We start from the raw sequence: 12,754 nt of genomic DNA, 5'->3' as shown, positions 1-12,754 counted from the left end.
CTCCCCGGTGCGTACGGCGGCGAGCAGCGCGTCCCGCGAGGCCTCGGCGCGCACCTCCACGGCGAGGCCGGGGCGGCGGGCGGCGAGCCGCTCCACACCACCGGACCGCAGCTCGACGCCCCCACCGCGGTCACCACCACCTCCGCGGTCGCCGACACGACCGTCCGCGTCGACCCGGGCCTGCGGTTCCAGCAGCTGACCGGCTTCGGCGCCTCCGTCACCGACTCCTCGGCCACCGTGCTCTACCGGCTGGACAAGAAGCACCGCGACGCCCTGATGACCCAGCTGTTCTCCCCGCAGCGGGGCATCGGCCTCAGCATGCTGCGCCAGCCCATCGGCGCGTCGGACTTCGCCACGTACGACTACAGCTTCGACGACGTACCGGCCGGGCAGACCGACTACGCGCTCCGGCACTTCTCCGTCGCCCACGACACGGCGCAGATCCTGCCGCTGCTGCGGCAGGCGAAGGCCCTCAACCCGCGACTGCAGATCGTCGCCAGCCCGTGGAGCCCGCCGGCGTGGATGAAGACCGGTGACTCGATGATCGACGGCAAGCTCATCGACTCGCCCAGGATCTACGACGCCTACGCCCGGTACCTGGTGAAGTTCGTCCAGGCCTACGCGGCGGCCGGCGTCCGCGTGGACTACCTCACCGTCCAGAACGAGCCGCAGGCCCTGCTGCGCGCCGACTACCCCGGTACCGACCTGCCCGTCGCCCAGGAGGCGGCGGTCATCGAACGGCTCGGCCCGCTGCTGAAGGCGGCGGGCCTGGGCACGAAGATTCTCGGCTTCGACCACAACTGGGCCGAGCACCCCTTCGACGTCCAGTCGCACGTCGACGCCGGGGAGGACCCCGAGCCGAACTACCCGTTCGACCTGCTCGGCTCGCCCGCGGCCAAGTGGATCTCGGGTACGGCCTACCACTGCTACTACGGCGACCCCGCCGCGCAGACCGCGCTCAAGGCGTCCTTCCCGGGCAAGGACGTCTTCGAGACCGAGTGCAGCGGCGGCGGCGTCACCCGCACCATCGGCGCCATGAACAACTGGGCCCGCAGCATGATCTTCTGGAACCTCGCCCTGGACGAGAACCACGGCCCGCACACCGGCGGCTGCACCGGCTGCGACGGCACCGTCGACGTCGACTCGGCCACCGGCGCCGTCACCTACACCGGCAACTACTACACCCTCGCGCACTTCTCCCGCTTCACCCGGCCCGGCGCGGTCCGCGTCGCCGCGAACGTCACCGCCGCCGAGGGCGACACCGCCCCGCTCCAGGCCTCGGCGTTCACCAACCCCGACGGCAGCACCGCGCTCGTCGTCCACAACCCCGGCGCCACGGCCGCTCACACCACCACCATCAGCGCACCGGGCGTGCAGGTGACCACCACGGTCGCCCCGGGCGCGACCGTCACCTACACCTGGGGCGGCCGCTGACCCCATCCCGCCCGGCCCGGGGGCGCCCCCCGGGCCGGGCGCCCGGTCACGGCACGTGCTCCGCGGCGCCGGGGACGACATGCCGTCCGGTGATCCCGACCTCCAGCAGGCGGGTGCCGCCCAGGCGCAGCAGCGCGTCGAGTGCCGGGGCGAGCGACGCCGCCGAGGTGACGGCCCGCGCGTGGGCCCCGGCCGCAGCGAACAGCTCCGGATAGGCCCGCCCGCCGTCGAACGCGGTGGTCCGGCCGCCCGCCCGGGAGAGCGACGGCCAGCCGAAGGAGCGGTTGCGCAGCACGACATAGAGGACGTCGAGTGCCCTGTCGGCCGCCACCAGCATCGAGGACAGCGCGCACTCCATCGCCACATCGCCGCCGACGCCCACCGCCGGCTGCCCGGCCAGCGCGACCCCGACGGCGGCGCCGAAGCCGAACCCCATGACCGTCTGCTCGCCCGGCACCACACAGGTGACGTGGTCAGGACGCCGGAAGACGGGCACGTGGTAACCCCACAGGTCGCACAGGCCGTTCTCCTGGGTCAGCACCACCGGCCGGTCGAGCCCGCGCAGCGCCTCCTCCAGCGCGCGCCAGAAGAAGGGCGCGGTCACGGTGCCCCCGGCCCCCGGCGCCGGAGCGGGCCCCCGACCGGCGTCCGGCGGCGGCCGGTCGCCGCCGGACGCGGGCAGGGCTTCCAGCAGCAGCAGGGCGGTCTCGCGGACATCCCCGACGAGGCCGAGGGCGGCGGGGACGACCCGGCCCGGCACCCGGGGGTCGTGGTCGACATGGACCAGGCGGGCCCCCTCGGCCGGGGTCCAGCCCGTCCGGGCGGTCTCCTCCAGCGCGGTGCCCAGCGCGAGGATCACGTCCGCTCCGCCGAGGGCGCGCAGCCCGTCGCGGCTCGCGTACAGGCCCGCGACCCCGGCGAATTCGGGGCGCGATTCCGGGTAGCCGCCGCGGCCGGAGGCGGTGACCAGCACGCGTGCGCCCAGCCGCGCCGCGAGGCCGGTCGCGAGGCCGTCCCCGAGGGTGTCGCGGGCCCCGCCGCCGAGCAGGACGACCGGGCGCCGGGCGCCGCGCAGGACGGCGGCCGCCTCCCGGACGCCGCTCGCGGAGGGCGCCGTGGGCGCGGGCGGCGGATCCGCGGCGAGCGCCCGGCACTCCCGCGCCCACCCGGAGCGCTCGGCGAGCAGGCCGTCCAGCGCCGTCTGGGACAGCGCCACGAGCACCGGGCCGCCCACCGGGCCTTCCGCGGTCCGCAGCGCGCGTGTCACCGCCCAGCCCAGCTCGGCCGGGCTCCGGACCCGGTGGGACCACGCGTAGAGACCGCCGCGGAAGTCCATCGGGTCCAGTTCCTGGAAGCCGCCGCGCCCCACGCCCTCCTCCGGCGCGTCGACCACCAGCACCAGCAGGGGCTGGCGCAGCGACGCCGCCTCCGAGACGGCGGGGAGCGCGGTGAGATACCCGGGCCCGGCGTGCAGCAGCACGACCGCGGTGCGCCGCCGTACCCGCGACCACCCGACGGCGGCGAAGACGGCGGTGCGCTGGTCACGGGTGGTCAGCACGCTGCCGCCCGCGGCGTCCGCCGCGTCCAGCAGGTCGGGGGTGTCGCCGGGGACCCCGCACACCAGGCGGTCGCCCCCGGCGGTGAGGAGTTCCAGGAGCATGTCCCACGCGGCGGCGCGGCCGCTCATCGGGCCGCCGTCCCCGGGGACTTCACGGAGATCCGCGCGGCCTCCGCGGAGACCAGCAGCGGGCGTCCGGCCAGCCCGTCGGCGGACTGCACCCAGGACGCGTCGCGGCCGAAGCCGCCGAAGGGCCGGTTGCCGTCCTCCGCCTCCAGGGCCGACCGCGCACCGCAGTTCACCGAGGTCCCCAGCACGCCCCTGCCGTCGAAGGCGGGTTCGCCGTAGACGCTCGCGTAGAAGCCGCTGTCGCGCTGCGCCGGGGCCTCGAACCAGGACAGCAGCCGGTCGGCGTCCGGGTAGGACACCACGTTGAACACCGGGGCGAACAGCTCCGGCACCCCGCCCAGGTCGTCCAGCCGCCGTTCCACGACGGTGACCGGGACGAACCACCGCCCGGCGGCGCCGCGGCCCTGCCAGGTGACCGCGTCGCGGTGCTCGTCGAGGAAGGCCGTGGCGCGCAGCCACGCGTCCTCGTACGACAGCGGGCAGTTGACCAGGCCCTCGTCCCGGCGGGAGCCGGGCCGGACACCGGCCAGGGCCGTACGGAGCCGGTCACCGAACTGCGCGGACCGGCTCTCGTGGACGAAGACCACGTCGGGGCACAGGCAGTCCTGGCCGCCGTTGTGCAGGCGGGCGGTCACCAGGTCGCCGACCGCGGCGCCCAGGTCGGCCGCGGGGCCGACGACCACGGGATTCGGGCCGGAGCCGAAGCCGAGGAACGTCGGCTTCGGCTCCGCCATGCCGCGGTACAGCTCCCGCCCGTTGGCGAGCCTGCCGGTGAACACCACAAGATCCGATCCGCGGGCCCGCCGGACGAATTCCCGCTGCGTCTCGTCGAACATCCGCACACCGGGGGGAAGCAGGTCCGAGAGGACGTCCATGACCGCGAAGTAGGTCGCCTTGGCCCGGGAGGACGGACGCATGTCCACCTGTCCGAGATACGTGGCCGGAATCAGTCCGAAAAGCACGCAACTGTAGAGGATGTTGTTGGAGGGGAGGAACACGGTCAGACGCAGTGCCGGGTCTATCGCCCCGGCCGCGTCCATTTCCCGTTCGGCACCTCGCAGGGCCCGCGCCCCGGCCGCGATCTCCGCGGTCGCGCTCGCCAGGGTCGCCATTTCGGTCAGCACTTCGGTGAGTTTTCGGCCACGGTCTTCCAGGGCGGTCGCCAAAAGGCGGGCATCGCTCACAACGGGCCTCCCGTGCGGCTGTGGCGAGGATGTGGTCACACGACGGAACAGGAGCCGGGGCGGTCGTCGCGCCGCTTCCCGGTGACGCGATCGCAATTGCGCGAAATAGGCTGCGGAATTGTTCGGGGCACGGGTGAACGCGTCAGGCGTTCCCCATGAATCTACCCCGGGGCGGCCGGTTCCGGAACTGTCCTGACATCGGGTCGGGGAACCGCGGGCGGGCCCGGAGCACAATTGCGTGGCGGCCGCGGAGAACATCCGATTCCGCTTTCCCGGCGTCTGCCGTTCAGCGGCGCGCCAGCAGTTCGCGCAACGGACGCAGCGGGTCGTCGGCGATCCGCACGGGGGTGTCGAGGACGGCGGTGGCACGCGCGGGAGGGGTGTACGGGCGCCACACCGGCAGTCCCTCCCCGGCGGGGACCCCGGTGCGGGCGAAACCGGTCCAGTAGGCGCCGAGCGCCGCGGCGAGGTCCGCCGGAGGGGCCGCCCCGGTCTCCGCGCGGGCCCCGGGAAGGTCCTGGGTCTGGAACACGAAGGGTGCCTCCAGGCCGTGGTGCGCGCCGCGCCGTTCGCGGGCGTGGGGGGCGGCCCAGGTGAACAGGTAGGCGTAGGTGCGGCCGCGGGCCGTGCGGCGGGCGTCCAGCAGCCGGTTCGACGGTTCGCGGTAGAGCTGTTCGGCGAGATACGCCTCGACGGTCTCGGCCGTTCGGGCGGGCCTGCCGAGGAGGCGGCCGAGGCGTCCGGGCAGCCGGCCCGCGAGGTCGTGGACGTGCGGGAAGTCCGCGGGGGCCAGCAGCGCCGGCAGATCCGGGCGGATCCCCGCCCCGCGGGCGTCCAGTGGGGCGTAGCCGGAGGCCTCGTTGAGATTGGTGCCGACCACGAGGTCGACGTCCGAGGAACTCCCGGCCGCGACGGCGTCGACCGGGACGGCGGGGAGGATCCGCCCGTCCCGCGTCGGCTGGAAGACGACGCCGGGGCCCGGCCGGTGCCGGGTACGGCGGCGGACCAGGACCTGCTGCGCTGCCACCAGCCGCCCGACGGGCAGCGCGAGCAGCTCCTCGGCACGCGGCTCGGTCAGCCCGCACAGCCGCAGCAGGTCGGCGGTGCGCTGCCGGCCGTACTCCGGGTCCTGGGCCCGGTCGGCGCTGCCGCTCTCGACGATCGCGCGCCGGAACAGGCCGCGGGCCGCGGGCATCGCCATCAGGGCGGCGACGTTCGCGCCGCCCGCCGACTGTCCGAACACGGTGACGTTGCCGGGGTCGCCGCCGAACGCGGGCGCCACCCGCCCGACCCACCGCAGCGCGGCGGCCAGGTCCAGCAGGGCCGCGTTCGACGCGTCCGCGTACTCCGGGCCCAGCAGGTGGTCGAGCGTCAGGTGGCCCAGCGCGCCCAGCCGGTAGTTGGGCGCCGCGACGACGACGCCGTACCGCGCGGCCAGGCGGGCCCCGCGGGTGACGGGGTTCGCGTTGTGCCCGTAGAGGTGGGCGCCCCCGTGGATCCACACCATGACCGGCAGCGGACCGGCGTCCCCCGGGCCGGACGCGGGCCGCCACACGTTCATGTGCAGGCAGTCCCGCTCGTCGGTGTGCAGCCCGGCCGTACCGGACGGCTCCTGCGGGCACGCCGGGCCGTGGGCGAGTGCGTCCCGCGTGCCGGTCCAGCCGGGAGGCGGGCCCGGCGCGGTGAAGCGGCCCCCGATCCCGGCGTAGGGGACGCCGAGATACTCCTCGGCCTCCCCGTACGGGCCGCGCACGGTCCTGCCCCGCACGCTGCCGAACGGGGTGCGCGCGGTCACCACGGTCAGCGGGCGCGCCCGGTCGCGGTCCGGGCCGCCTCCACGCGGCCGTGCAGGAAACGCGCGAACCACAGGGCGCTGAGCTTGGGGGTGCGCTCCATGCTCTCCCGGTCCACCGAGACCAGGCCGAACGTGGGGCCGTAGCCGTGCGCCCACTCGAAGTTGTCCAGCAGCGTCCAGGGGAAGTACCCGCGCACATCGACGCCCTCGGCGCAGGCGGCCGCGACCGCGTCGATGTGCGCCGACAGGAACGCCACGCGGTCGGTGTCCCGGACCCGGCCGCCCGCCGGGTCCCGCAGCGTGTCGGGGAAGGCGCCGCCGTTCTCGGTGATCACCAGCGGCACCGCCGGATACTCCCGGTGCACCCGCAGCAGCAGGTCGGTCAGCCCCTCCGGGGTGACCGGCCAGCCCAGCGCCGTCGTGCCGCCCTCGCGGACGGGGACGCCGTCGGCGCGCACCCGTTCGCTGAAGTAGTAGTTGACGCCGAGGACGTCCAGCGCGGTGGCGACGACCGCCGCGTCGCCGTCGCGGACCGGCAGCGTGATGCCCTCCTCCCGCAGGGCCGCGACGACGTCCTCGGGGTAGCGGCCCAGCAGCAGCGGGTCGAGGTACATGCGGATGCCGAAGCCGTCCGCGCGGCGGGCGGCGGCGACGTCCCGCGGGTCCTGCGTGGCGGGCAGCGTGGGCGTCAGGTTGAGCGTCAGGCCGAAGGAGTGCTCCGGGCCGCCGCGTGCCCGCATCCGGCGCACCGCCTCGCCGTGCCCCAGCAGCAGGTGGTGCACGGCGTGCATGGCCGCGGACCGGTCGCGGCGGCCGGGGGCGTGCATGCCGTCGGCGTACCCGTACGTCGCGACGCACCACGGCTCGTTCAGCGTGGTCCAGGACGTCACCCGGTCGCCGAGCCGGTCGAAGACCAGCTCGGCGTAGTCCGCGAAGCGGTGGGCGGTGTCGCGGTGCGGCCAGCCGCCCGCGTCCTCCAGCTCCTGGGGCAGGTCCCAGTGGTAGAGCGTCACCCACGGGTCCACGCCCCGCTCCAGCAGGCGGTCCACCAGGCGGTCGTAGAAGGCCAGCCCGGCCGCGTTGGCCGGTCCGCGCCCGCCCGGCTGGACGCGCGGCCAGGAGATCGAGAAGCGGTAGGTGTCCACGCCGAGACCCGCCATCAGGTCCACGTCCTGCGGCATCAGCCGGTAGTGGTCGCAGGCGACCCGTCCGGTGTCGCCGCCGGTCACCGCGCCCGGTGTCCGGCAGAAGGTGTCCCAGATCGAGTCGGTGCGCCCGTCGGCGTCCACCGCCCCCTCGATCTGGTAGGCGGACGTGGCCACCCCGAAGCGGAATCCGGGCGGCAGCAGGCCGGCGCGCGCCGGTACCGGAAGGGCGGCGGCGTCGCGGTCGGACAGACGCGGGAGTTCAGGCACGGCGGTCCCTCGGTTCTCGTTGCTCGTCCGGAAGAGCCGACCGGCCGGTGGCCGCGGTGTCGGCGAGGCGCCCTCACCCTAGGGCGGCCGGGGACAGCTGTCCATAAAACGTTCGAGTAGCCTTCGGGTGGGACGTCGGCCGCCCGGCGTTCCCACCGCGGGCGGCCCGTCCCGGGGGACATGGTGCTCCGAACGGTCAAAGGCTAAAGTGAGGGGCGTTGTATCGGGCCGAGCCGGGTGGGGACCGCAGGTACTCGCGCGCTCTACCCGGGTTCGCGGCCCGGTATTTCCGGCAACGATCTGAAGGTGGACATCCTGGTGGCTCGCACGACAGCGTCGGAGGAGGGTCGCAAGGCCACGATCAAGGACGTGGCGAAACTCGCGGGGGTGTCCCCGTCCGCGGTCACCATCGCCGTGCACGACAAGCCGGGCGTGTCCTCGAAGACCAAGGAGCGCATCCTCCAGGCGGCCCGCGAGCTGGGGTGGAGCCCGAACCAGGCGGCGCAGTCGCTGTCGGGACGGGCGATGCACACCGTCGGCCTGGCGATCGCCCGCCCGGCCCGGATGCTCGGCCTGGAGCCGTTCTACATGGAGTTCATCTCCGGCATCGAGAGCGTGCTGTCACGGCACTCGTGCTCCCTGCTGCTCCGCCTGGTGGAGCCCGAGGAGGAGATCGAGGTCCAGCGCGGGTGGTGGCAGGGCAACCGGGTCAACGGGTCGATCCTCGTCGACCTGCGGACGGACGACCCGCGTATCCCGGTGCTGGCGGAGATCGGCCTGCCGGCCGTCGTCGTCGGGCACCCCTCGCTCGCCGGCCCGTTCGCCTCGGTGTGGACCGACGACGCCGCCGCGACCGCGGAGGCCGTGCAGTACCTGGCCGCCCTCGGCCACCGCACCATCGCCCGGGTCAGCGGCCCCGCCGAACTCGGCCACAGCGCCATCCGCACCAAGGCGTTCGCCGAGACCGCGCAGCAGCTCGGCCTGACCGCGCGCACCGTGGTCGCCGACTTCTCCGCCGACCAGGGCAGCCGCGCCTGCCGCACGCTGCTGCTGTCACCCGAGCGCCCCACGGCGATCGTGTTCGACAACGACATCATGGCCGTCACCGCACTCGGCGTCATCGCCGAGTTCGGCCTGTCCGTGCCGCAGGACCTGTCGGTGCTGGCCTGGGACGACTCCCAGCTGTGCCAGCTGACCCGGCCCACGCTCTCGGCCATGCAGCACGACATCTTCTCCTTCGGGGCCGACGTCACCGAGACGCTCTTCGACGTGATGACGCACCGCGAGGCCGTCTCCCACGCCGCCCAGGTCCCCATCCTGGTCCCCCGCGGCTCCACGGCCCCGCCCCCGCCGGCCCCGCGGTCCCGCCCCTAGCTGATCACCGCCGGGAAACCCTGCGGGGCGGCGGCGACGGGGGTGACGGCGTTCGTCGTTCTGTCCATCTGCACATAGCGCGCCGTGTACCTGACCCCGCCGGGGACGAGGTACTCCAGCGTGGTGGCGTCGGTGGACATCCTGCCGTCGGTGGCGACGGTGAAGGTGACCCCGTACCAGAAAGGCGAGTTGGGGTTCTGCTGTGCGTGGTTGGTGCACTTCAGGAGCATCAGCTTGAGCTTTTCCTCGAACTCATGGTTGAAGTTCCGGTTCGTGGTGTTGGTCATGGGCGTCAGGTTCTGCGACACCCCGTGGCCGCCCAGGTTGTCGTTCCACAGGTGGCCCTTGACCCAGCCGCTGCCGTCCCGGGCGTTCAGCTCGTTGACCAGGGTGCACTCGGTGGCGCCGGGGCGTGAGCCGCTGTACGAGAACGCCGACGCGTTGACGCTCGGGCCCAGTGTCACCTTGACGCTCGTGCCGCCCATCCGCTGGAGGGGGCCGCCGTTGGCCGCCGCGCCGAAGACCGGGGCGGTCCACACCGGAGGGTGCCGGTCCCACGCGGGCAGCGGCAGACTCCCGGTGGCGCCCCGGGTCGAGACGCGCTGGAGCACCTCGCCGGCGGAGGTCTCCGCCGTCCCGCTCCGCTCCGCCGTCGCCGCCCGTGTCCGCGCGGGCGGAGTCAGGACACGGGCGGCCTCGGCCGTGTCCTCCTCGTCCCGCAGGCTCCTGTCCCCGCCCGTCCGGCGGAGCATCTGGACCACCGCGGCGTTGCCGGCCGTGGCCTGGAGGCCCAGCGGACCGCGCCGCACCGGGCGCGCCGGCCCGGCGGCCGCGGTGCGGGCGGTACGTGCGCTGCGTGGGGCGCGGACTCCCGCGTCGCGGGTGTTCTCGTGGTCGCGCAAGGGAGCCTCGCCTCTCGTGCCGGCGCCGAAGGCGCTCCGCCGGTACCGCGCGGTCCCGCACGCCGGACCCCGGTGGTGCGGAAGGCCACGGCCCCGGACCCGTCCGCTGGGATTTTAGCCCGCGCGCCGGGTGGCGCGCGGGCTGTCACCCGAGTTGCCCCCGACGCCCACGCGCGGACCGGGACGGGCGCCGGGCACGGCGGCGCTCAGCGGCGCCCGCCCGTCACCCGGTTGTGGCGCAGGTACGGCCGTTCACCGTGAACGCCTTCGGATCGCTCACCTGGCCGCTCGATGTGCCGTTGAAGCCGAAACCGGCGGACGCGCCGGGTGGCAGGGTGGCGTTCCAGCTCACCGGCCCCGCCGTGACGTCCCGTCCGTTCTGGGAGATCTCCGCCTGCCAGCGGTCGGTGATCCGCTGGTCGTCGGCGAAGGACCACGTCAGCTTCCACGGGGACAGCGGCGCGGTGCCGGTGTTCCGAAGCGTCACCAGGGTGGTGAAGCCGCCGCTCCACCGGTACGAGGTGTACGTGACCTGGCAGGGCGCCGTACCGCCGCCCTCCCCGGCGATGCCGAGGTCGTCGGCGTAGGAGGCGACCCAGGCCAGCGGCGCGTTCCAGTTGATGGCGCTCTCGTTGGTGGAGTACGACTCGATGTCGTCGATGTAGCACATGGCCGGTGCGCAGCCGGTCAGCTTGCTCTGCGCGGTGGGGTCCTCCAGCGCGTTGTCCGGGCCTCCGGCCAGGGTGCCCGCGGGCGGGTTGGGCAGGTCCGCGTCGAGTTCGTGCGCCCAGATGCGGCTGTGCTGGTTGTGCGAGTTGCGCTCGCCGAAACCGGTGACGTACGACTGGTTGAGCGGGTTGCGCCCCAGGACGTAGTCGAGGGCGTGCACGACCGCGTCGCGGTAGGCCGTGTCGCCGGTCAGGTCGGCGGCGACGCCGAGCACGACCGCGTTGTTGAGGACCTGGCTGTTGGAGCCCCACACGTAGTGGTTGCCCGCGGGCGCGTACGGCAGGCCGTAGAGCGCGTCGCGGGAGTCCCGGGCGTAGCCGTCGGCGGCCTGCGTCACCATGGCGCGCACGCCCGCGAGCTGGTCGGCCGTCAGCTTGCTGGGCACGGTGGCCAGGTCCAGCGCGCCGAGCGCCGCGGTGGAGCCCCAGGAGAACCCGTCGGGCGGGAAGACCGCGGCGGTGTCGCCGTGCAGCGGGGAGTCGAGGACCGCCCGGCGGTAGGTGTCCTCGCCGGTGGTGATGAACAGCTCCGCCGCGGCCCAGTAGAACTCGTCGGTGACGTTGTCGTCGCTGTAGGCGCCGCCGCCGGTGGCGTCGTTCGGGTCGGCGTAGAGGTCCGGGTGGGCCAGGGCCGCGGTCCACGCCTTCTGCGACGCGGTGAGGCAGCGGTCGGCGAAGGCGGCGTCGTAGGGCCGGAACAGCCGGGCGCACTGGGCGCCGGCCGCGGCCAGGTTGAGGGTGGCCGCGGTGGACGGCGGGTGGAGCCGGCGCGGCTGCGCGTCCTTGTCCGGCGCCTGCGGGAGCCCGGTCCAGGCCTGGTCGTGCAGCTTGTGGTGGGCCATGCCGGCCAGCTGCTGACCGTCGGGGACCTGCATCTCCATCAGGAAGTTCAGTTCCCAGCGGGCCTCGTCGAGGATGTCCGGCACGCCGTTGCCGTGCTCGGGCACCTTCAGCTTGCCGTCGCCGAGCGGCGCGCCGTCGGCGCCGTGGGCGGTCAGTGTGCGCTCGTAGGCGTTCATCAGCTCGGAGACCGCGATGCCGCCGTTGACCACGTACTTGCCCTGGTCGCCCGCGTCGTACCAGCCGCCCGCGGCGTCCAGGGTGTAGTCGCACACGCCCGGCTGGCAGGGCACGTGGTTGTCACCGGTGTTGGGGGCGACGTTCAGGTGCCCGGCGGGGCGGGCGTAGGCGGCTCCGGCGATCGAGCCGTCGATCGCGATACCGCTGCGCTGGTCGTAGTAGTAGGCGAGCGAGTCGGTCCGCAGCGCGGCGTAGACGTCGTCGGCGATGGTGAACGGCTCGCTCGTCTGGTCGCCGATGGTGACGGTGTAGCCGTCGCCGGTGGTGGTGTAGCCGCTGAAGTCGAACGTCTGGACGTTCTGGCCGGAGGTCGGGTCGGTGCCGCCGGGCACGGTGGCACCGGTGGCGACTGCGGTCCCGGCCGCGTTCTTCAGCGTCCAGGTCTGCGGGTCGGTCGCCTCGGTGACGAAGGTGCCGTCCTTGGGCCCGCCGGGCAGGTAGCCGACCTGGTTGACCCGGACCGGGGAGCCGGTGTCGGGCGTGTAGACGGGGGGTTCCGCACCGCCGCGCAGGGAGATGTCGTCGAGGCACAGGGTGAACGCCTTGGAGCTGCCGCCGACCTGGAAGGCGAGCTGCGCGGCGTCGTTGTCCGTGCGGGCGGTGAAGGTGTGGACGATCGGCACCGCGGCGTCGGTGAGCTGGTCGTGCTCGGACAGCTCGGTCGTGTACGGGTCGACGGCCATCTGCACGTTGGTGGTGATCGTGACCGGTACGGAGGCGGTCGCGGTGTAGCTGAGCGTGTAGCTCTCACCGGCCAGGAGGGGCAGGTCGTTCTGCCCGATGATGGCGTCCCACGGGTTGGTCGTGCCCGCGGGGATGTCGGCGCAGAGCCGGCCGTCCACCACGGAGGCCGGGTTGTTGTCCGTCCACCACCAGGGGGCGGTGGCGCCGCCGGAGAAGTCGCCGTTGACGATCTGCTCCGGCGCCTCGTCGCCGGCGCCGGTCGCGGCACCCGCCGGGGCGGCCAGCGCGGCGCCGAGGAGACCGGCCACGGCCAGCGTCCCGAGGACGCGGGAACGCAGCCGCCGGGCCCGCCCGCGCGGTCTCGGCGGGTGGGAGCGGAGTGAGTGGGGGATCACGGGGTGCTCCTTCTGGGGTGGAAGTGAGGATGGGAGCGCTCCCACGAAAGTTTCGGGGGAACCGGGAGCGCCGTCA

The 12,754-nt window shown here is 74.2% G+C and carries 8 protein-coding genes; 2 read left to right on the top strand and 6 right to left on the bottom strand.

All coding sequences use genetic code 11. The features are described from left to right. Nucleotides 1–1,434 (top strand): glycoside hydrolase family 30 protein (locus ACWERV_RS27140; RefSeq protein WP_452937759.1); only part of this gene is annotated, 1,434 nt, incomplete at its 5' end. 46 nt (nt 1,435–1,480) lie between these two features. On the opposite strand, the gene ACWERV_RS27135 is transcribed toward ACWERV_RS27140, so the two are convergent. The 4 genes from ACWERV_RS27135 to ACWERV_RS27120 are packed head-to-tail and all read right to left on the bottom strand — an operon-like array spanning nt 1,481 to nt 7,497. Further along, entirely contained in the window at nt 1,481–3,121 is a 1,641-nt protein-coding gene (locus tag ACWERV_RS27135) for a thiamine pyrophosphate-binding protein (protein ID WP_452937755.1), read from the bottom strand. Continuing rightward, the gene (locus tag ACWERV_RS27130; RefSeq protein WP_452937753.1) at nt 3,118–4,563 is read right to left on the bottom strand and encodes an aldehyde dehydrogenase family protein; all 1,446 of its coding nucleotides are present in this window, start codon (nt 4,561–4,563) and stop codon (nt 3,118–3,120) included. Before ACWERV_RS27130 ends, ACWERV_RS27135 begins: the two co-directional genes overlap by 4 nt. 28 nt (nt 4,564–4,591) lie before the next feature. After that, nucleotides 4,592–6,100 (bottom strand): carboxylesterase/lipase family protein, encoded by a 1,509-nt coding sequence (locus ACWERV_RS27125; RefSeq protein ID WP_452937750.1) that lies wholly within the window; start codon nt 6,098–6,100, stop codon nt 4,592–4,594. A gap of 5 nt (nt 6,101–6,105) precedes the next feature. Next, on the bottom strand, nt 6,106–7,497 hold the full coding sequence (locus ACWERV_RS27120) for a GH1 family beta-glucosidase (protein ID WP_452937766.1): 1,392 nt from the start codon (nt 7,495–7,497) through the stop codon (nt 6,106–6,108). Nucleotides 7,498–7,833: 336 nt separating this feature from the next. Here ACWERV_RS27120 and ACWERV_RS27115 point away from each other — a divergent pair, with 336 nt between their 5' ends. Beyond that, nucleotides 7,834–8,889, top strand: coding sequence for a LacI family DNA-binding transcriptional regulator (locus ACWERV_RS27115; RefSeq protein WP_452937747.1), 1,056 nt, complete (start codon nt 7,834–7,836; stop codon nt 8,887–8,889). Here ACWERV_RS27115 and ACWERV_RS27110 read toward each other — a convergent pair. Together ACWERV_RS27110 and ACWERV_RS27105 are read right to left on the bottom strand one after the other, a co-directional pair. Further along, nucleotides 8,886–9,791 (bottom strand): hypothetical protein, encoded by a 906-nt coding sequence (locus ACWERV_RS27110; protein ID WP_452937744.1) that lies wholly within the window; start codon nt 9,789–9,791, stop codon nt 8,886–8,888. The two genes, ACWERV_RS27115 and ACWERV_RS27110, sit on opposite strands and share 4 nt — an antisense overlap. 223 nt (nt 9,792–10,014) lie before the next feature. Further along, entirely contained in the window at nt 10,015–12,621 is a 2,607-nt protein-coding gene (locus ACWERV_RS27105) for a glycoside hydrolase family 9 protein (RefSeq protein ID WP_452937763.1), read from the bottom strand. Nucleotides 12,622–12,754 lie beyond the last annotated feature (133 nt).

The sequence above is a fragment of the Streptomyces sp. NPDC004031 genome (assembly GCF_053604375.1).
The sequence above is the reverse complement of the archived record's forward strand: the minus strand, read 5'-3'. Positions and strand labels throughout refer to the sequence as shown.